At 50.2% G+C, this 20,357-nt stretch carries 17 protein-coding genes, 2 pseudogenes and 1 other annotated feature; of the genes and pseudogenes, 7 read left to right on the forward strand and 12 right to left on the reverse strand.

The features are described from left to right. Nucleotides 1–2,337, forward strand: coding sequence for a hypothetical protein (locus MRY16398_RS09265; RefSeq protein WP_125124210.1), 2,337 nt, complete (start codon nt 1–3; stop codon nt 2,335–2,337). A 312-nt stretch (nt 2,338–2,649) separates the two neighbouring features. Beyond that, the gene (gene ugd, locus MRY16398_RS09270) at nt 2,650–3,816 is read left to right on the forward strand and encodes a UDP-glucose 6-dehydrogenase (RefSeq protein ID WP_041851944.1); all 1,167 of its coding nucleotides are present in this window, start codon (nt 2,650–2,652) and stop codon (nt 3,814–3,816) included. Between the two features lie 36 nt (nt 3,817–3,852). On the opposite strand, the gene MRY16398_RS09275 is transcribed toward ugd, so the two are convergent. The 10 genes from MRY16398_RS09275 to hisL form a co-directional block, all read right to left on the reverse strand. Then, a complete protein-coding gene (locus MRY16398_RS09275) occupies nt 3,853–4,857 on the reverse strand; it encodes an NAD-dependent epimerase (protein ID WP_125124211.1) in 1,005 nt (334 codons plus the stop codon). A gap of 146 nt (nt 4,858–5,003) precedes the next feature. After that, nucleotides 5,004–5,615 (reverse strand): bifunctional phosphoribosyl-AMP cyclohydrolase/phosphoribosyl-ATP diphosphatase HisIE, encoded by a 612-nt coding sequence (hisIE, locus tag MRY16398_RS09280; RefSeq protein ID WP_047369632.1) that lies wholly within the window; start codon nt 5,613–5,615, stop codon nt 5,004–5,006. Next, a complete protein-coding gene (gene hisF, locus MRY16398_RS09285; protein WP_125124212.1) occupies nt 5,609–6,385 on the reverse strand; it encodes an imidazole glycerol phosphate synthase subunit HisF in 777 nt (258 codons plus the stop codon). The genes hisIE and hisF overlap by 7 nt, the downstream gene beginning before the upstream one ends. After that, nucleotides 6,367–7,104 carry a 1-(5-phosphoribosyl)-5-[(5-phosphoribosylamino)methylideneamino]imidazole-4-carboxamide isomerase gene (gene hisA, locus MRY16398_RS09290; RefSeq protein ID WP_107223902.1) on the reverse strand — a complete coding sequence of 246 codons (738 nt, stop codon included), beginning with the start codon at nt 7,102–7,104 and terminating at the stop codon, nt 6,367–6,369. Before hisA ends, hisF begins: the two co-directional genes overlap by 19 nt. Further along, complete coding sequence (gene hisH, locus MRY16398_RS09295; RefSeq protein ID WP_041851939.1) at nt 7,104–7,694, reverse strand: imidazole glycerol phosphate synthase subunit HisH; 591 nt, start codon at nt 7,692–7,694, stop codon at nt 7,104–7,106. Before hisH ends, hisA begins: the two co-directional genes overlap by 1 nt. After that, a complete protein-coding gene (gene hisB / locus MRY16398_RS09300; protein ID WP_041851938.1) occupies nt 7,694–8,761 on the reverse strand; it encodes a bifunctional histidinol-phosphatase/imidazoleglycerol-phosphate dehydratase HisB in 1,068 nt (355 codons plus the stop codon). Before hisB ends, hisH begins: the two co-directional genes overlap by 1 nt. After that, on the reverse strand, nt 8,758–9,819 hold the full coding sequence (gene hisC, locus MRY16398_RS09305; protein ID WP_041851937.1) for a histidinol-phosphate transaminase: 1,062 nt from the start codon (nt 9,817–9,819) through the stop codon (nt 8,758–8,760). Before hisC ends, hisB begins: the two co-directional genes overlap by 4 nt. Then, complete coding sequence (gene hisD / locus MRY16398_RS09310; RefSeq protein ID WP_110294477.1) at nt 9,816–11,120, reverse strand: histidinol dehydrogenase; 1,305 nt, start codon at nt 11,118–11,120, stop codon at nt 9,816–9,818. Before hisD ends, hisC begins: the two co-directional genes overlap by 4 nt. Nucleotides 11,121–11,218: 98 nt before the next feature. Beyond that, entirely contained in the window at nt 11,219–12,118 is a 900-nt protein-coding gene (hisG, locus tag MRY16398_RS09315; protein WP_041851935.1) for an ATP phosphoribosyltransferase, read from the reverse strand. 34 nt (nt 12,119–12,152) lie between these two features. Continuing rightward, nucleotides 12,153–12,276: a sequence feature (His leader region), on the reverse strand. After that, entirely contained in the window at nt 12,252–12,302 is a 51-nt protein-coding gene (gene hisL / locus MRY16398_RS09320; RefSeq protein ID WP_103245916.1) for a his operon leader peptide, read from the reverse strand. Its footprint overlaps the feature before it by 25 nt. Nucleotides 12,303–12,477: 175 nt before the next feature. Here hisL and MRY16398_RS09325 point away from each other — a divergent pair, with 175 nt between their 5' ends. The 4 genes and pseudogenes from MRY16398_RS09325 to tnpA (MRY16398_RS09340) all read left to right on the forward strand — a co-directional run bounded on the left by MRY16398_RS09325 (nt 12,478) and on the right by tnpA (MRY16398_RS09340) (nt 15,686). Beyond that, a complete protein-coding gene (locus tag MRY16398_RS09325) occupies nt 12,478–13,302 on the forward strand; it encodes an SDR family oxidoreductase (RefSeq protein ID WP_071196263.1) in 825 nt (274 codons plus the stop codon). A 349-nt stretch (nt 13,303–13,651) separates the two neighbouring features. Further along, nucleotides 13,652–13,714 carry a membrane protein YoeI gene (yoeI, locus tag MRY16398_RS31245; RefSeq protein ID WP_103245917.1) on the forward strand — a complete coding sequence of 21 codons (63 nt, stop codon included), beginning with the start codon at nt 13,652–13,654 and terminating at the stop codon, nt 13,712–13,714. Continuing rightward, nucleotides 13,704–15,065, forward strand: coding sequence for an APC family permease (locus MRY16398_RS09335; protein ID WP_071196264.1), 1,362 nt, complete (start codon nt 13,704–13,706; stop codon nt 15,063–15,065). The genes yoeI and MRY16398_RS09335 overlap by 11 nt, the downstream gene beginning before the upstream one ends. Nucleotides 15,066–15,257: 192 nt before the next feature. Beyond that, a pseudogene (gene tnpA / locus MRY16398_RS09340) lies at nt 15,258–15,686 on the forward strand (IS200/IS605 family transposase). Nucleotides 15,687–15,794: 108 nt separating this feature from the next. On the opposite strand, the gene MRY16398_RS09345 reads toward tnpA (MRY16398_RS09340), so the two are convergent. Continuing rightward, on the reverse strand, nt 15,795–17,213 hold the full coding sequence (locus MRY16398_RS09345; protein ID WP_172600634.1) for a DUF2142 domain-containing protein: 1,419 nt from the start codon (nt 17,211–17,213) through the stop codon (nt 15,795–15,797). 624 nt (nt 17,214–17,837) lie between these two features. On the opposite strand from MRY16398_RS09345, the pseudogene tnpA (MRY16398_RS09350) reads away from it, so the two are divergent. Continuing rightward, nucleotides 17,838–18,227, forward strand: a pseudogene (tnpA, locus tag MRY16398_RS09350) (IS200/IS605 family transposase). 171 nt (nt 18,228–18,398) lie between these two features. On the opposite strand, the gene sbcB reads toward tnpA (MRY16398_RS09350), so the two are convergent. Continuing rightward, nucleotides 18,399–19,823 (reverse strand): exodeoxyribonuclease I, encoded by a 1,425-nt coding sequence (gene sbcB, locus MRY16398_RS09355; protein WP_125124214.1) that lies wholly within the window; start codon nt 19,821–19,823, stop codon nt 18,399–18,401. Between the last annotated feature and the right edge of the window lie 534 nt (nt 19,824–20,357).

Below are 20,357 nucleotides of genomic sequence, written 5' to 3' on the forward strand. Positions count from 1 at the left end.
GTGAATTTTGCGGGGCCATACTTTCAACGTCTAGCGACAAGGAAGTTTATATTTTTTATTTTTATGCTCTTAGCATTGGTGCCTGTCGTAAATATTGTTGCAACTGGACCAGTGAAGAGCTCCATAGATAATGCTGAACATTGGGTTAATTTAACGAATGCAGTATTTATTGAAGGGCAAAGCTTTATATTCAGTTACGGCCCCTTGTTTTGGTTGGTGGGGGGGGTAAGTGAATATTATAGCGCTGGGAGTTATTATCTTTCAATTGCGTTCGCGCTGTTGTTCTATGCCTCAGTACTCTGGGCGATATTCGTCCTTACGTACAAATCACGAGGCTATTTATCTCTTTTCTTAATTGTTGTTTGTTTTTTTTCGTTTTATTATCTCAAGGTTTTTCTATTCCTTTGGCCACTAGTTTTTTTATTTTACCGTCAATTTAACAGTGAAAAAGATTTTTACTTTAACGTAAGTCTCTGTCTTGCACTTGGGGCCCTTGCAGGATTGTTATTGTATGTTCGCTTTTTCTATGGATTGATTGCGGTTGCGGTACTTGGTGGGTATCTTGCTGTTCAGTTCTTGAAAGGTTTCAGACTGAAAGAAGTTATCGCCTTTGTGCTTGCTTTTGCAGTCTCATCACTTTTAATTGGTATGCTGATTTATGGCGATATCAGGCTGGTGGTTAAATATTTTACCGTAAATATGCAACTGAGTTACGGTAATGGTGTTGACATGACACTGGATATCGAAAATCATCGCTTTGCTTTTATCTGTTCTTTTATTGTGCTTGGTTGTTTTATTATCTATGGCATACGTAAACATCGGTTATTTTTAATCCCATTAGCTGTAACCTGGTTGCTGCTATTTAAGCTTGGTTTTGGTCGTGCTGATCACTATGTTACGTATTTTGTAGTGCCTTGCGCCTTTATCATGCTGTTAATCTCCTTTGAAAAAGGTTATCTGACGAAAGGACTGTTTTTTGTCTCTTTCTTCAGCCTGTACTATCTTGGTACGCATCCGGCATATAATAACTCACAAAGGCTGGCCCTGGCGTTTACTACTTTTAACATTCCCTCTTTAAGCAATCCGTTTAAGTTACCCTTTAACAACGATGAGACTTATGAAGAGAGAATGGTACAGGCCTATAGTCAGTACAAGTTAGACAAAACGTTTTTGGGAAAAATAGGCACGGACTCGGTTGATGTCTATCCATATAATAACGAGTATATGTATGCGAATCAGTTGAACTATAAACCGCGACCATTATTTCAAAACTATATGACATTGACGCCAGTTTTAGATCAAGCTAACTCGGATTATTTGCGTGGTGCCGGTAAACCTAAAAAAATAATATGGAACAGCGGTCTTGGTTGTGGCGATGCGGACTGTGATAGCTTCATTGGACTGGATAATAAATTTATCTTAAATGAAGACCCGTTAACTTCGATGGCCATTTTTGAGAATTACAAAGTCAGTGAGTTTACTCATGGTAGAAACAGTGAGCCGCTATTGTTATTGACGTCAAGAGATCAAACCCTGGCAGCTGATTTCGTGACCCGCAAAAATGAACGAATGCAATTTGGTGTCTGGTATCCTCTACCTCAGGCTAAAAATAGTATTGTGAAAGTATTTCCTGATTTTAAAATTTCTCTTGTAGGAAAAATTAAAAATTTCCTCTTTAGGGGAGATATTGTTAAGGTTAGATATAAACTTAAATCTGGTCTGCAAAAAGAGTACCGGCTAAATATCATAAATTCCCATAGTGGTGTCTGGGCTTCACCGCTGCTTGATGGCTTTGATGAAAATGGTTTTACCGGGGAAGATGTTACCGATATTATGTTCGAAACGGATTCCAGTTATTATTTTGAACCGGAATTTGATGCGAAAATTGCGACTTCTGCAGTACCGTTAATCCACTATCAACGCCGTAAAATAAAATACAACGACCCCGTTACCGTCTCGCCGTCCGTTTCTGTGAAGGATATTGACTGTGATGGCAGTATTGATCTACTCACTGAACCTGCTATCACTGATGATGTTATAACGCCTTTGGTACTTAAAGGATGGTTAGCGAAATCTACCGGGCAAGGGACGCTGTTTGATGCAATCTACGTCTCGCTAACCGACAAAAATCAACATCATCGTTTTGTTGCAAGTAGCAAAAACAGCCGGGGTGATTTGATTGCGGTGTTTGGTAAACCCGATCTCGAAAATGCAGGCTTTACAGCAAATGTCGATACCTCCGGGCTGCACGGCGATTACACGGTGAGTCTGAGTGGACGCACGGGTGACCAGATCTTTGTCTGCCGGAACCTGCAACGACCTTTGACGTTAAAATAAAGAGATAACGGACGGGTATATTCTGCAATTCACTCTGGTGCGGGATTTATCCGATAATTGGTGGTTACCTCATGAGAGCCCGGTAGCGATAACCGGGCTTTTTTTTGCCTTAATCCCGGTTATAGCAGTGCATTTTTCTAAACAATCCTGCAACGATGGAATAATTTGCTAACAGAACGCGGCTGTTTCAGTGGGGACCTGCCTTGACAGGCTATCAACAGAAGAGGTAAAAACCCCAACAGTTATTGATCTAGCGTGATGGCGGCGTAGTGCCATCTTCGGTTCTAAACACTGACAAAAGTTGCTTATCGAATGAAAATAACAATCTCCGGAACAGGTTACGTTGGCTTATCGAACGGTATTCTGATTGCGCAGCATCATGAAGTGGTCGCACTGGATATCGTGCAGGCTAAAGTCGATATGCTGAACCAGAAAAAATCGCCGATCGTTGATAAAGAAATTGAAGAGTATCTGGCGACAAAAGAGCTGAATTTTCGCGCCACCACGGATAAGCAAGATGCCTATCGGGGCGCCGATTATGTCATTATCGCCACCCCGACTGATTACGACCCGAAAACCAACTACTTCAATACTTCCAGCGTTGAGTCGGTCATCCGCGATGTGCACGAAATCAACCCCGATGCGGTGATGATTATCAAGTCTACCATTCCGGTGGGGTTCACTCAGTCCATCAAAGATGAGCTCGGCATCGACAATGTCATCTTCTCGCCGGAGTTCTTGCGCGAAGGTAAGGCGCTTTACGACAACCTGCATCCGTCACGTATTGTCATTGGCGAACGTTCCGCACGCGCAGAGCGTTTTGCGGGCCTGCTGCAGGAAGGGGCTATCAAGAAAGATATCCCAACGCTGTTCACCGATTCCACCGAAGCCGAAGCCATCAAGCTGTTCGCCAATACCTATCTGGCAATGCGCGTGGCCTATTTCAACGAGCTGGACAGCTATGCCGAAGCGCTGGGGCTGAATACGCGCCAGATCATTGAAGGGGTTTGCCTTGACCCGCGTATTGGCAATCACTACAACAACCCGTCATTTGGCTATGGCGGCTACTGCCTGCCAAAAGATACCAAGCAATTGCTGGCGAACTACCAATCGGTGCCGAATAACATTATTGCGGCTATCGTGGATGCGAACCGCACGCGCAAAGACTTCATTGCTGACTCCATTCTTTCCCGTAAACCGAAGGTGGTGGGTGTCTACCGTCTTATTATGAAGAGCGGTTCGGATAACTTCCGCGCATCCTCTATTCAGGGGATTATGAAACGTATCAAGGCGAAGGGTGTACAGGTCATCATTTATGAACCGGTAATGCAGGAAGACGAGTTCTTCCACTCTCGCGTTGTCCGCGACCTGGAAGCTTTCAAGAAAGAATCGGATGTGATTATTTCGAACCGTATGGCGCCGGAGCTGGCGGATGTTGAAGCCAAAGTTTATACCCGCGATCTGTTCGGTAACGACTAACCACAGAAATGAAAACGGCCCGTCAGGGCCGTTTTTTTACGCTTTGTAATACGACTTGTACCACTCGACAAATTTCTTCACGCCTTCTTTAACCGATGTCTGCGGTTTAAAACCGATGGTGTCATACAACGGCTGCGTATCGGCACTGGTTTCCAGCACATCTCCCGCCTGAATCGGCATCATATTCTTCTGCGCTTCAATACCCAGCGCCTCTTCCAGCGCTGTGATGTAATCCATCAACTCGACCGGCGAGCTATTGCCGATGTTGTAGATATGATATGGCGCTGAACTCGTGGCCGGGGAGCCACTTTCAACGGTCCAGTTCGGGTCAGCCTGCGGAATCACATCCTGCATACGGATAATGGCTTCAACAATATCATCCACATAGGTAAAGTCGCGTTTCATCTTGCCGTAGTTATAGACATCGATGCTTTTGCCTTCGAGCATGGCTTTCGTGAATTTAAACAACGCCATGTCCGGGCGTCCCCACGGGCCATAAACCGTAAAGAAGCGCAGTCCCGTGGTCGGTAAACCATAAAGATGTGAATAGGTATGCGACATCAGCTCATTGGCTTTTTTGGTTGCGGCGTAAAGCGATACCGGGTGATCAACCGAATCTTCTGTAGAGAAAGGCATCTTGCGGTTCAGGCCGTAAACAGAACTGGAGGAGGCATACAGCAAATGCTGGACCTTATTGTGGCGGCAGCCTTCCAGCACGTTCAGATGACCAATCAGGTTAGCTTCGGCGTAAACATGTGGGTTTTCCAGTGAATAACGTACGCCCGCCTGAGCGGCAAGATGGATAACGCGGTCGAACTTCTCTTCGGCAAATAATTGTGTCATCCCTTCACGGTCTGCCAGGTCCAGTTTCACAAAACGAAAGTTTTCGTTTGCCAGTAAGTTCAGGCGTGCTTCTTTCAGGCTGACTTCATAATAATCATTAAGGTTATCTATCCCTGTGACCTGATGGCCCGCCTGTAACAGACGTTCGCTGACGTGAAAGCCGATAAAGCCGGCTGCGCCGGTGACCAAAAATTTCATCTTCAACCTCAATGTCTGGTGATGCAAAACATGCAGCGCGGCAGGTGCGGCGCTGAACCATGAGGCGGATCATACCTGTTGAGAAGCAGAATGATAACTGTTAATTCAGTGGGGAAGAGGGGGAGTGCGGGCACTCCCCATAGCAATTACTGGTGACGCTTACGCAGATTTTCGATAACTGTGGTCAGATCCAGGTTCTGATCCTGCAACAAGACCAGCAGGTGATACATCAAGTCTGACGCTTCATTGGTCAGTTCTTCACGATCGTGAACGGTGGCCGCCAGTGCGGTCTCCACGCCTTCTTCACCCACCTTTTGAGCGATACGCTTGGTGCCGCTGGCATACAGCTTCGCGGTATATGAGCTGGCCGGGTCTGCCGTTTTGCGTTCGGCGAGCAGTTGTTCCAGTTGGTAGAGGAACAGCCACTGATGGGCATTGTCGCCAAAGCAACTGGACGTTCCCGTGTGGCAGGTTGGACCAATGGGATTCACCAGTACCAGCAGGGTATCGTTATCACAGTCCGGCGCAATATTCACCACATTCAGAAAATGGCCAGAACTTTCGCCTTTGGTCCACAAACGTCCTTTGGTCCGCGAGAAGAACGTGACTTTGCCACTTTCCAGCGTTTTCGCCAGCGCGTCCTTGTTCATGTACCCCAGCATCAATACTTCGCCGGAGACCGCGTGTTGCACCACGGCGGGCAGCAGTCCGTCGGTTTTTTCCCAGTCCAGTTGGGCCAGTTGCAGCTCTGTTAACATACCCTTATCTCCACGCCCTGGCCTGCCAGGAACGTTTTTAACTCACCAATATTGATAATTTGCTTATGGAACACCGATGCCGCCAGCGCGCCGTCGACGTTGGCGTCGCGAAAGGCCTCAAGGAAGTGTTCCATTGTACCCGCGCCACCGGAAGCGATAAGCGGGACGTGGCAAACCTCGCGCACTTTTTTCAGTTGCTCAAGGTCATAACCGTTACGCACGCCGTCCTGGTTCATCATGTTAAGCACGATCTCACCAGCTCCGCGTTTCTGCACTTCATGCACCCAGTCCAGCGTCTCCCAGGTGGTCACGCGGGTGCGGCTTTCATCACCGGTATACTGATTGACGTGGTACTTGCCGGTCGACGCATCAAACCAGGTATCGATACCCACCACAATACACTGCACGCCAAAACGATCGGCGAGGCGGGTGATAAGCTCCGGATCCGCCAGCGCCGGGGAGTTGATGGAAATCTTATCCGCGCCGAAAGAGAGAATTTTGTGCGCATCGTCAGCAGACTTGATCCCGCCCGCCACACAGAACGGAATGTCGATCACTTCCGCGACGCGAGAGACCCAGCTTTTATCGACCACGCGCCCGTCACTGGAGGCGGTGATATCGTAAAAAACCAGTTCGTCTGCGCCTTCTTCGGCGTAGCGTTTCGCCAGAGGCACGATGTCACCGATGATTTCGTGATTACGAAACTGAACGCCTTTCACCACCTGACCATCGCGTACGTCGAGACAAGGAATTATCCGTTTTGCCAGCATTGGATGGCCTCCGTTACAGTAAATTTACCTTCCAGCAGCGCGCGACCCACGATCACGCCTTTCACGCCTGTTCCACGCAGCGCCGCGATATCATTGATATCGCCGATACCACCGGAAGACTGAAACGCAACCTGCGGATATCGCGCGCACACTTCTTCATACAGCGACACGTTCGAACCTGCCAGCGTACCATCGCGGGAGATATCGGTGCACAGCACATGCCTGAGGCCAACCGGGAGATAGGTTTCTACCAGTTCTTCCAGCGAAACGCCGGAATCTTCCTGCCAGCCGCTTACCGCCACCTGTTTATTGCCTGCGGCATCAATACGTACATCCAGCGCCAGGACCAGCGCATCGGCGCCAAAACGCTCGAACCACCCTTTAACCACCTCAGGTGATTTCACGGCTGTTGAACCAACGACCACACGGGCGACACCGGCATCAAGCAGCGCGGCGACATCCTCTTCGGTACGTACACCGCCGCCGACCTGTACCGGCACATTCACCCCGGCAACCAGTGTTTTCAGCAATGGGATCTGGCGACGCGCCGGATCTTTCGCACCGGTTAAATCCACCAGATGCAGCACTTGCGCACCCTGGGAGGCGTAATCCTGTAGGCGCGGCAACGGGTCGGTGCCGTAGTCGCGCTGCTGACCATAATCCCCCTGGTGCAGGCGCACTACCGTTCCATCAATTAAATCTAAAGCCGGAATAATCATCACATCTCCAGAAAGTTTTTCAGCAGTTGTGCACCCGCGCGCCCTGAACGTTCCGGATGGAATTGCACGCCATAGAAATTGTCTTTTTGCACCGCAGCAGTAAACGGCGTGCCGTACTGACACTGGGCGATGGTGTAAGGGTTAACCGGCATGGCGTAGCTATGAACAAAATAGAAGTACGCGCCGTCATCTATCCCCTGAAACAGGCGATTGCCTGCTTTCGGATAGACTTGGTTCCAGCCCATGTGCGGCAGTGGTAAACCAACATCTTCCATTTTCGGCACGTCCTGGTCGATGATACCCAGTAAATCCACGCCACTGTTCTCTTCGCTGAAACGTCCCAGTAACTGCATACCCAGGCAGATGCCCAGCACCGGCTGGGTGCAGGCTTTTACCAGTTCAATCAGGTCGCGTTCACGCAATTGATCCATGGCGGCCTGCGCCGTGCCTACGCCGGGCAGAAACAGTTTGTCGGCGCGCAGCACCACGTCCGGATCGCGGCTCACCAGCGGCTCGTAGCCGTGACGCGAAATGGCCGATTTCACAGAGTTGAGGTTAGCGCACCCGGTATCCAGGATAACGACATTCATCACAACACTCCTTTCGAGGAGGGAAGGGTATCGCCTTCGACGCGAATGGCCTGGCGCAGCGTACGACCAAAGACTTTGAACAGGCTCTCCACGCGGTGGTGATCGTTTTTCCCTTTGGTTTTCAAATGCAGCGTCACACCCATGGTGTAAGAAAGAGAACTAAAGAAGTGCTCAACCATCTCGGTGCTCAAATCGCCCACGCGCTGATAGGTAAACTCAGCTTTATATTCCAGGTGCGGACGCCCGGAAATATCCAGCGCGCAGCGTGCCAGGCATTCGTCCATCGGCAGCACAAAACCGAAACGGTTGATACCGCGCTTGTCGCCCAGCGCCAGTTTCAACGCTTCGCCTAACGCCAGGCCGGTATCTTCAACCGTATGGTGATCGTCAATGTAGAGATCGCCTTTGACGTCGATTTCCATGCGAAAGCCGCCGTGGGTGGCAATTTGATCGAGCATATGATCAAAGAAGCCCACGCCGGTGCGGATTTTGCTGCCGCCTTCGCGATCCAGCCACACTTTGACGTCAATCTGCGTCTCTTTGGTTTTGCGCTCAACGTGGGCGTAACGATCGCGTTTGGTCAACTGCTCGCCAATGGCTGCCCAGTTAAGGGTTTCGCGGTTGTAACGCAGCCCGGCAATGCCCATGTTGGCCGCCAGTTCAATATCCGTTGCGCGATCGCCAATGACGTAGCTGTTCGCTTTATCCAGCGCTTGCTCAACCAGCCAGCGCTCAACCATTTTTACTTTCGGTTTGCGGCAATCACACTCATCGCCCGGGAAGTGCGGGCAAATCAACACCTCTTCAAACACCACACCCTGAGAGGTGAAAATTTGCATCATCAGGTTATGCGGGCCATCAAAATCGGCCTGCGGGAAGCTGCTGGTGCCCAGACCATCCTGATTAGTGATCATCACCAGTTTAAAACCGGCTTTTTGGAGTGCGAGCAGAACCGGAATCGCGTCCGGTTCAAAGGCCAGCTTGTCAAAACGATCGACCTGATAATCAGATGGCGGCTCGGAAATCAGGGTTCCATCACGGTCAATAAAAAGGTACTTCTGGCTCATACAGACTCCGCACGTAAAGCGTCGATGACGCGCTGGCTCTCTTCGCGGGTGCCGATAGTGATACGCAGGCAGCCGCTCAAGGTCGGTTGTTTATTTTGGTCACGCAGGATAATGCCCTGATCCCACAGAGATTTAAAGACAGCGCTGGAGGCTTTGAAGCGTACCAGAATGTAGTTGGTCTCTGAATCAAACACCGTCTCCACGCAGGGAATGTCACGAAGTGATGTTGACAGATATTCGCGCTCGGCCACGATCTGGGCGACACGCTCACGCATCGCCACAATCCCTTCCGGGCTCAGAGCCTGGGCTGCGATATCGGCCACTGGTGTAGAAAGTGGATAGGGGGCGATCACTTTCATCAGCAGGTTGATCACCTCTTCATTTGCCAGGGTGAAGCCGCAACGCAGGCCTGCCAGCGCAAAGGCTTTGGACAGTGTGCGCAGTATCACCAGGTGCGGATACTCTTCAAGCCAGCCCGCCAGCGTCGCCTGAGGGCAAAATTCAATATACGCTTCGTCGGCCACTACGAGCGCTTTGCCGCGCGTCATCTCCAGCACGGCGCGAATGTCCTGCGGATTGATGATTTGACCGGTGGGGTTGTTCGGGCTGCAGACATACACCAGTTTGACGTTCTCAAGCTGGTCGGCAATGTTTTGCAGATCCAGTTGCCAGCCGTCCAGCGTCAGGGCCGTGCGGTACTCAACGCCAAAGGTTTCTGCGCTGACGCTGTACATACCGTAGGTCGGCGGGCAGAACAGAATGGCGTCTTTACCCGGTTCGCAGAACGCGCGGATAAGGAGCTCAATGCCTTCATCAGCGCCGCGACTCACCAACACTTGTTCCGGCTTAAGCCCGGCGTATTGCGCATACCCTTCAATGACCGCTTTTGGCTGGCATTCCGGGTAGCGGTTCAGCGTTTGCTGAGTGAAATTAAATTCCACTGCCGTCGGGAATTCGTTGGCGTTCAACCAGACATCGCCCTTACCGCCAAGACGACGGGCAGACTGATACGGGGTCAGGGCACGTACGTTGGCGCGAGCCAGTTCCTCAATACTCATGCTTGCTCCTTAAGGGCGTTAACACGCAGGGTGACGGCATTTTTGTGGGCGGTGAGCAGTTCAGCGGCCGCCAGCGTTTCAATAGTAGAAGCGAGAGACGCGAAGCCTTCGCGCGATAATTCCTGGACGGTCATCCGTTTCTGAAAATCGGCCAGCCCCAGGCTGGAGCAGGTTGCGGTATAACCGTATGTTGGCAGGACATGGTTAGTGCCGGAGGCATAATCACCGGCGGACTCGGGTGACCAGTCGCCCAAAAAGACCGAGCCGGCGCTGGTGATATCATCCACCAGGTCACGCGCGCTACGGGTCTGAATAATCAAATGCTCCGGACCATACTGGTTAGAGATTTGTACGCATTGTGCCAGGTCTTTCGCTACAATCAGGCGGCTGGCGGAGAGCGCTTTACGCGCCGTTTCCGCGCGAGGCAGGTCGGCTAACTGACGTTCAACGGCGTCGGCAACGGCGCGGGCCATGTCGGCATCCGGCGTCAGCAGGATCACCTGCGAGTCCGGGCCGTGCTCCGCCTGCGACAACAGATCGGAGGCGACAAAATCAGGCGTGGCGCCGCTGTCGGCAATCACCAGCACTTCTGACGGACCCGCTGGCATATCGATAGCAGCGCCATCCAGACGCTGGCTTACCTGACGCTTGGCCTCGGTCACGAAGGCGTTGCCGGGTCCAAAGATTTTGTCGACTTTTGGCACTGATTCCGTGCCAAATGCCAGAGCCGCAATCGCTTGCGCGCCCCCCACTTTAAAGACTTCCTGTACACCGCAGAGTTGCGCCGCATAGAGAATTTCATCCGCAATAGGGGGAGGGGAGCAGAGCACCACTTTTTTGCAGCCTGCAATGCGTGCCGGAGTGGCCAGCATCAGTACGGTGGAAAACAGCGGCGCGGAGCCACCTGGGATATACAACCCGACGGAGGCGATAGGGCGGGTGACTTGCTGGCAACGCACGCCTGGCACTGTTTCGACATCAACCGTTTGCAGTTTCTGTGCGACGTGGAACGTGTCGATATTCTTAACCGCCACGGCCATCGCCTGCTTGATGTCGTCACCGAGACGGGCGCTGGCATCGGCAATTTCCTGCGCGGTCACTTTCAGCGCGGTAACGTCAGTTTTATCAAATTTCGCGCTGTATTCGCGCAGGGCGTTATCGCCATTGCTTTTCACGTTGTCGAGGATCTCCACAACGGTACGGGTGATACTTTCTGAGGCGGAGATCGCCGGGCGCATCAGCAGCTCGCGTTGCTGTTCAGGGCTGCAACTGTTCCAGTCGATGATAGTGTTAAAGCTCATAATCGTTTTCCTTTATAGGCAGGGTGACGCTTTCGCTTATCCGGCCTGGATGTCCAGGCCCGGCAGACATAGCGCCACCGGGCGAATCGTAAGGTGGATTACTCCATCATCTTCTCGATTGGCAGCACCAGAATAGAACTGGCGCCCAGCGCTTTCAGTTTTTCCATCGTTTCCCAGAACAGGGTTTCGCTGCTCACCATATGCATGGCGACACGTTGCTGATCGCCAGCCAGGGGCAGAATGGTCGGACGTTCGGCGCCCGGCAGCAGAGAAATCACTTCATCCAGACGCTCGGTTGGCGCGTGCATCATGATGTATTTTGATTCACGTGCCTGAATCACGCCCTGAATACGGGTCAGCAATTTATCGACCAGCTCTTGTTTGCCATCCAGCAGATCGCCGTCACGTTGAATCAGGCAGGCTTTGGAGCGGTAAATCACTTCCACTTCGCGCAGACCATTCGCTTCCAGGGTGGCGCCGGTGGAGACCAGATCACAGATGGCATCCGCCAGACCGGCACGTGGCGCCACTTCAACAGAACCGTTCAGCAGGCAGGACTTGAAGGCGACACCTTTCTGGTCGAGATAGCGTTTGAGCAGGTGCGGATAAGAGGTGGCAATACGTTTGCCGTCGAGTGACGCCGGGCCTTTCCACTCTTCGTCGGCGTTGGTCGCCAGTGACAGGCGGCAACTCCCGAAATCAAGGCGGCGCAGGGTGAAATAACGCGGGTCTTCCCCCTGTGCGCGGCGGGTCAGTAACTCTTCTTCCAGGACGTTTTCGCCCACAATACCCAGGTCGACCACGCCGTCCATGACCAGCCCCGGAATGTCGTCGTCACGCACGCGCAGAATATCAATCGGCATATTTTCGGCCAGGGCAATCAGACGCTGTGTGTGCAGGTTGATTTTAATGCCGCAACGGGCCAGTAATTCGCGTGAGTCATCGCTCAGGCGGCCTGATTTCTGAATAGCTATGCGTAAACGGGTATTGTCTAACATTCTGTTTTCCTCATTATCCTGCTGAATTTGGTCCAAAAAAAAGCCCCCGGAAGATTATCTTCCGGGGGCTTTCTCTTGCGTTCATGCACCACTGGAAGATCCAAACGTCTTCCAGCACACATCGCCTGAAAGACTAGTCAGGATGATGGTGATGATGGTGAAGTTTAAATTGAACGCCTGTCATAAAATTCTCGATGAATGTTTATTCATTTGATGTCGTTTAACCTAAACCACTTTCACCACCAAAGGCAAGGGCTTTTTTTAATCATTAAATCATTTCATATTCGCTCTATGAATTGTCAGTTTCGTCGGGCTGGCGTAGCCTTAAAATGGAATCTGCGAAATGTCGGGAGAGACACATGAAAAAGGTCGCTATTGTCGGATTAGGATGGTTGGGCATGCCGCTGGCGCTGTCATTAACGGCGCGCGGCTGGCAGGTCACCGGCAGCAAAACCACTCAGGATGGCGTGGAGGCGGCTCGTATGTGCGGCATTGAAAGCTACGTGCTGAAACTCGAACCGGAGCTGTTCTGCGAGCCAGACGATCTGGATGCATTAATGAATGTCGACGCGCTGGTTATCACTTTGCCCGCCAGACGCAGTGGTCCTGGCGAGGCTTTCTACCTGCAGGCGATGCAGGAAATTGTTGATAGCGCGCTGGCCTATCATATCCCGCGCATCATTTTTACCAGCTCCACCTCGGTGTATGGCGACACCAGCGGCACAGTAAAAGAAAACTCACCGCGTAATCCGTCAACGGCGAGCGGACGAGTCCTGAAAGAGCTTGAGGACTGGCTGCATAATTTGCCGGGGACATCGGTGGATATTCTGCGTCTGGCAGGGCTGGTAGGGCCGGCCCGCCATCCGGGGCGTTTTTTTGCCGGGAAGACGGCGCCAGACGGTCAACAGGGGGTCAACCTGGTCCATCTGGAGGATGTTATTTCCGCCATCACGTTGCTGCTTCAGGCGCCAAAGGGCGGGCATATCTATAATTTATGTGCACCTGAGCACCCGGCGCGAGCGCAGTTTTACCCGGCCATGGCACGCAAGCTTGGCCTGCCTGAGCCACAATTCCTCGACTCTGCGCCCGGCGAAAAAGGGAAAGTGGTTGACGGTAACCGCATTTGCCACGAACTGGGATTTGAGTATGAATATCCGAATCCGATGACCATGCCACTGGACTGATTTTAAACAGTTTAATGCCATAAACACGGGGGAAATCTGTCATTTCCCTGAAACAGTGCAGAAACATTTTAGCAAAAAGTGCTATTAATTTGCTCTGGTTCAAAGTGAATTATTTAAATTCAGTAAGTTAGGTGTTACCGCTTTGTGAGCGCCATTGCACAGGCTTGTCAAAACGCCTCACTTTGGTGCAAAATATGTCGCTGCAAAAAATTGAAACTAACCGACGTTAATCAGACGTCGGTTATTTTTTTGCACTTTAGAAACGTCATTCAATCCAAGAGGCCGGGCTTCGTACCGGATAGATATTTACTAAAAACCGACAGTCGTTGTCGCTGAGGAATATAAAGAAATGGGGCAATCTTTTGCTTACGCGCTGGCGTTCACCGTAAAAGGGGATAACTATGTCGCATAACGCTACTCCAAAGACCTCTCGCGTGGAATTGCGTAAAACACTTACGTTGATTCCGGTTGTTATGATGGGCCTCGCCTATATGCAGCCTATGACGCTGTTCGATACGTTTGGTATCGTCTCTGGCTTGACCGACGGCCATGTTGCAACGGCGTATGCCTTTGCGCTGGTGGCCATTCTTTTTACGGCGCTGAGCTACGGTAAACTGGTTCGCCGTTTCCCGTCTGCGGGCTCCGCATACACCTACGCCCAGAAATCCATTAGCCCGGCGGTTGGCTTTATGGTGGGTTGGTCTTCGCTGCTGGACTACCTGTTCATGCCGATGATCAACATTCTGTTGGCGAAAATCTATTTTGAAGCGCTGGTGCCTTCTATTCCATCGTGGATCTTTGTTGTCGCGCTGGTGGCCTTTATGACCATCTCTAATCTGCGCAGCATCAAGACCGTGGCCAACTTCAATACCCTGATTGTGATTCTGCAGATGGGCATTGTGGCCGTTATCGTTGGTCTGATCATTTACGGCGTCTCTCACGGTGAAGGCGCAGGTACGTTGACAAGCACGCGTCCGTTCTGGTCCGAAGGCGCACACGTGGTGCCGATGATTACCGGCGCGACTATCCTGTGCTTCTCGTTCCTCGGCTTCGACGGTATCTCTTCTCTGTCAGAAGAGACCAAAGATGCAGAGCGCGTGATTCCGAAGGCTATCTTCCTGACGGCGTTGATTGGCGGCCTGGTATTTATCGTTGCTTCTTACTTCCTGCAACTCTACTTCCCGGATATCTCTCGCTTTAAAGATCCGGATGCGTCTCAGCCGGAAATCATGCTGTATGTGGCGGGTAAAACCTTCCAGTGGGGCGTGCTGATTTTCTCCAGCGTGACCGTTCTGGCATCGGGTATGGCGGCACATGCGGGCGTTTCGCGTCTGATGTACGTGATGGGCCGTGATGGCGTCTTCCCGACCCGTTTCTTTGGTTATGTTCATCCGAAGTGGCGTACTCCGGCATGGAACGTCCTGCTGGTTGGCGCGATTGCACTGCTGGCGATTAAATTCGACCTGGTGACGGCGACAGCGTTGATTAACTTCGGCGCACTGGTGGCGTTTACCTTCGTTAACCTGTCAGTGATTTCGCAGTTCTGGATCCGTGAAAAGCGTAACAAGACGCTGAAAGATCACTTCAACTATCTGGTACTGCCGGTCTGTGGCGCGCTGACCGTAGGCGCACTGTGGATTAACCTGGAGCAGAGCTCAATGATTCTGGGCCTGATCTGGGGGGGGATCGGTCTGGTCTATCTGGCCTGCGTGACGAAAAGTTTCCGCAACCCGGTGCCACAGTACGAAGATATCGCGCAGTAATGAATGACTGAATAAAAAAACCGGAGGCCATGGCCTCCGGTTTTTTTTGCCTATAGAAAGCCCCCTACCAGGCTGGGCGTTCCGGAAAGCTTTCAGCTTTAAGTCAGTTATTAAAACCCCTTTTGATTTGTTAAACCATCTTGCGGTCTGGCTACTGCACAAGTTCAACAAGAAAACAAAAGGGGGGGGCCAATCGCGGACGAAAAGAGCTTGGTGCACACCCAATGGAACTGCAAATATCACATGGTTTTTTCACCCAAATGCCTGGCGACAGGCAGTATTTTAAGAAAGCTGTGTGAGTGGAAAGACGTACGTATTCTGGAAGCGGAATGCTGCGCAGATCATATCCATATGCTTATGGAAATCCCGCCCAAAATGAGCGTATCCGGCTTTATGGGATATCTGAAAGGGAAAAGCGGTCTGATGCCTTAAGAGCAGTTTGGAGATCTGAAATTCAAATACAGGAACAAGGAATTCTGGTGCCGGGGATACTGCGTAGATATGGTAGGGAAGAACACGGCGAAGATACAGGAATACATAAAGCACCCGCTTGAAGAGGATAATATGGGCGAGCAGTTGTCGCTCCTTTATCCGGGTAGCCCGTTTACGGGCCGGAAGTAATCCATAAATGCAAATGTCCGACTGCGATTTGCCTGGTAAGGCGCGGCTGGTCACAGAGCCTTACCAGGCACATCAGAAAAACCTCCGGCTATGCCGGAGGATAATTATTTAATTATACATAGGCCAGTATTTAACAATGCTCAAATAGCATACATGAGAAATTATCATCAGGTAAGTGAACGTTGAGAATGCAAGTACTGGTTTATCAATCAGCGCAACGCCAAGCCATGATTTAGCAAAAGTCTCGCTTCTTGAAAGCATCATCACAATGAAAATCATTGCAGTCATGAAACTGATTATGAAGTAACGGCCCTGAACGCCACCTACGAAAGGTATATTCAACGGTGAAAAACCGACCCACAAGGCAAGGAAAATCAGCAGCACACTTCCAATACTCATAACTGGAAGTAAATACAATTTTAATTTATTAAACGCTATCTGTGACTGGCTAACGCTGCTAAGTGTTGCCATGAATATTGAAAAAATCGCCAGGTAGCAATATTTACCGCCAAAAGTCCATGTATACGCAGCCGGGCCACCGCCGAACGTAGCGAACATCCTGTCAAACATATCAGGCGTTTGAATAATCACGCTTTTAATCAGGAAGATTACTGTTGCGAACGGCTGAGTCAACAGCATCTCTTTAGCTGCTTTTATATCGCCTCCTGAATGCCAGAACTGGCTGGGTACCCACGAGTAGTAACCGTTCCATGCCAGCGCGACAGCACATCCTGCGGCAATGCTTCCTGCCATGTATGCCAGCCATTTGATACGACTGGAAAACAGTGATGACGGAATGAGTAAAACGAACGGAAGAAATGCAATGTTCGTCATTTTCAGCAGGCCAACCAAACAAGCCAGTACAAACGTCTGCCAGAATATTTTTTCTTTTAGAATTGCCATTCGTAGGCAGCACGCTATAAACATCACAGTGACTAGATTAGTTACCGGATCCGGGCTGTACGACGATGCCAGATTTAGCAGGGTAGGAAAAGACAGGATCATCAGCGTTGGGATGCGCATGATTGGCATCATCATTACTGCGGCATAAACCATTGCAATGAAAAATACCAGGTTCATCACCCTCCCTGCATACATCTGAGTGTCTATTCCAAACGACGTGTATTTAGTGATGGCTATACCAATTGCTGACGGTGCATATAACAACGGAGAATAGGCGGCAGACGGCGCGAAATTGAAACAGGTACTCACGGTATCATTTGAGGCATCAATTTCTTTGGCGCGCTTAATGGCATCCTCTTTACTGGCTGGCTGATTCTGATCCTGCGAGATAAAAAACGGCCAGACATATTGCAAAGCTTTTCTTTCTACACAGCCACCCCATGCGCCTTTCTCTCCATTTATCAGCTTTGGCAACATGGTTCCCTGTGCCATTTGATATGACCTGAAAAAATGAAATCTTTCATCAAGACCGGTAAGCGGTGTATTTTTGAAAACGAAAAATAGCCCTATTATGGTCATGACGACCAGATAAGATACGAGAGAAAACCTCTCCAGACGATCCATGACTACCCCTATTCGTTGGTGTGTCATCGGCTGATAGCACACCAAAAACGTACTAAAATGAAAATTAATGTATTGATATCTGCGATTTTTATCTGCATATCAACCAGCGCATTAGCAGCATCAGTTGATGAAATATCACTGCTATTTTAAAGGAAAGGATTGCTCCCTCTCCTGCTCAAAAGAAGTGCTTTACAGATTCGCACGGCAAAGATTGTAACGTCGTAATCAACGCAAGCAAAGGGATCATCGTTTTCGATGTCCATAGCACAGAGTTTGAAGTATCAGGCATGGTGAGTGGAAAAGTTTGCTAGCATTGAGATTAGGCGCTCATTTGGGATGAACAAGTCAAATCTTTCGTTCTCATATGTTTAATCACAGCAAAGAATTTCATAAGTCCATAGCTTATATGACCACGTCTTTAACATAAATCCAAGCCCCCATCGAGCGTAATGTCAAGCGCTTTCTGTGTATAGTACTCCCCAGCCAGGCTGGGCATTCAGCAAACCTTTTAGCTTTTAACCAATAATTAACACCCTTTTTCATTTGTTAAAAAACTTTGCGGTCTGGCAACAGCAAAAGTCAAACAACAAGTAAAGGGGGCCCAATCAGGGACAAAAGTGCTTAGTGCACACCCAATGGAACTACAAATATCACATAGTTTTTGCACCCAAATGCCGAAGACAGGAGTTTTATAGGTAGAAAAATCAGGCAATAGGCAGCATCGTAAGTAAGCAATGTGAGTGGAAAAAAGTGAATATTCTGGAAGACTTATGCTGTGTGGATCATATTCATACGCTTATGGAGATCCCATCGAAGGTGAGTGTGTCTGGTTTTATGGGATATAAGGAAGCTACAAGCAGCCTGATGTTTTATGCGCAGTTTGGGGGCCTGGAATTCAAATACAGGAACAGGGGATACTGGTGTAGCGGATACTACGTCAATACAGCGGGTAAGAACGCGGCGAAGATAAAGGAATATATTATGCACCAGTTTCAAGTGGATAAAATGAGATAGCAGTTATCAATCCCTTATCCGGGCAGCCCGTTTACGAGCTGTAAGTAATCCATAAATGCAAATGTCGGATTAGGATGCGTCTGTAGGGCACGGCTGGTAAAACAACCTTTTAGGCGCATTTGAAAAAGCTCCGGCTATGCCGGAGGATATTTATTGCCTGCACTCTGGCGGCTACACAATCTCCTGGGCGTACTGCCAGAGCGATTTCAGCAGTGTCAGCTTCGCTTTATCGTCGGCGTACTGCTGGGACAGCATCTGTAGCTCATCGGCGTAGGCCTGCAAAAACTCAGGCGTAAACACCTGACGGCGATGCTCCAGCCAGCGCTGTTGTTCGTCATAATCGAGCGTTCCGGGGAAGTTACGCGCCCGGTAGTTAAACAGCAGTTTCTCGATTCGTTTATCGACAAAGGTGATATCCAGCGCCGGGAGATTACGTGGCTCGGTTTCCAGCAGAATGTTCATTGCCGCACGGTCTGCGTCGCTGAAAAAACCGTTATAAAGTTGTGTATCCACATTCTCAGAGGGTACAAACGGTTCGGCTTCGGCAAAGATAGCCAGTACTTTTTCGCGTACCTGCGGGTTATTGCGCAGAACGTTCAGGTTATCCAGACACTGTTTGCGGTCAATCCCCAGCCGTTCAGCATCCTCAGGACGCAGCGTTTTCGCCTGTGCCAGGATAGGGCATTTATTCAGATGTACCAGCTTCACCGGCACGGCAGCATTGTCACCTAACTCGGCTTTTGCGGTATACAAGCGCTCGCGCAGCGCGTCAGCATCCAGTTCCAGCAACGGCGACATATCGCCCGCGAGGTCCACCATGATCACGGCATTGCGGTTTTCCGGGTGCCAGGCCAGCGGAGCAACCCAACTGGTATTGCCGCGCCAGGCGCCAAACATGCCGGAAACATGGACCAGCGGCGTCATCTGCGGGACATCAATCAGGGCCGCCAGTTTATGCTTATTACGGTGGCTCAGCAGATAATCAAACAGCCTCGGCTGGTGGGTTTTCACCAGTTGCGCCATGGCGATAGTGGCGTAAACGTCGGCCATTGCATCGTGGGCATTGCTGTGTTCAATACCGTTCGCTTTTGTCAGATGCTCAAGGCGGAAACTCGGCAGCCCATCGTCATTCTCCGGCCAGTTGATGCCGTCCGGGCGCAGGGCATAGCAGGCACGCATCACATCCAACAAATCCCAGCGCGAGTTGTTGTTTTGCCAGCTCCAGGCATAGGGATCGTAAAAGTTGCGATAGAAGATATTCCGCGTCACTTCGTCATCGAAGCGGACATTGTTATAGCCGAGTACGCAGGTTTTGGGGACGGTGAACAAATCATGGATGCGGCGGGCAAAGTCAGCTTCATTGACGCCATTCGCTCTGGCGTGCTGTGGCGTAATGCCGGTAATCAGCACTGCCTCTGGGTGAGGCAAATAGTCATCTGCCGGTTTACAGTAAAAGACTTCCGGCTCGCCAATGATGTTGAAATCGGCGTCGGTACGAATCGCAGCAAACTGTGCGGGGCGATCCAGCGAGGGGCTGGTACCGAACGTTTCGTAGTCATGGAAAAGGAAGGTAGGTTGTCTTTCGTCGTCACTCATTGTCTAGTTTTGTCCAGGTTTTTTGTTAATGTGCTGTTTCAAAAGGAAAAAAGTCACTGATTTACCTTTGTTTGCCCACAATAGTTAAATATTGTTGTTTACTGATAGAGATTGTACATGTGATATTGCGTACCAGAAGTGTATCAATATCATTTTTCAGGGTGTACCAAAAACTATCATGGCTATCAGCGACACAAATACAGGTCCATCAGAAGCGCCGAATGGTGATGGCCTTCGCGGATAATCGCCCGTACCAGTATCACTATTGATGGAAGCAGCAACCTCAGAGCATCAACTTTGGGCGTTACTCCTCTGTGTTTTACAAATAAGGATCAGACCTGAGCAATCTTTATTTAATCGCACAGATTGACGTATATATTTTGAGTTAGCAGAAGAAAACCAGCTTATAATAAAAGACCGCCTTACTTCAAAGTAATGCGAAAGTTCCCAACCTAGGGTCAGAAAATGCTATTTCCTATGTCAACTGCATTTTGCAGTAACGTCACTTAACGTTAACGACATACAAGACGTGTT

Source organism: Phytobacter sp. MRY16-398 (genome assembly GCF_003925915.1).
GTDB classification, from domain to species: domain Bacteria; phylum Pseudomonadota; class Gammaproteobacteria; order Enterobacterales; family Enterobacteriaceae; genus Phytobacter; species Phytobacter diazotrophicus.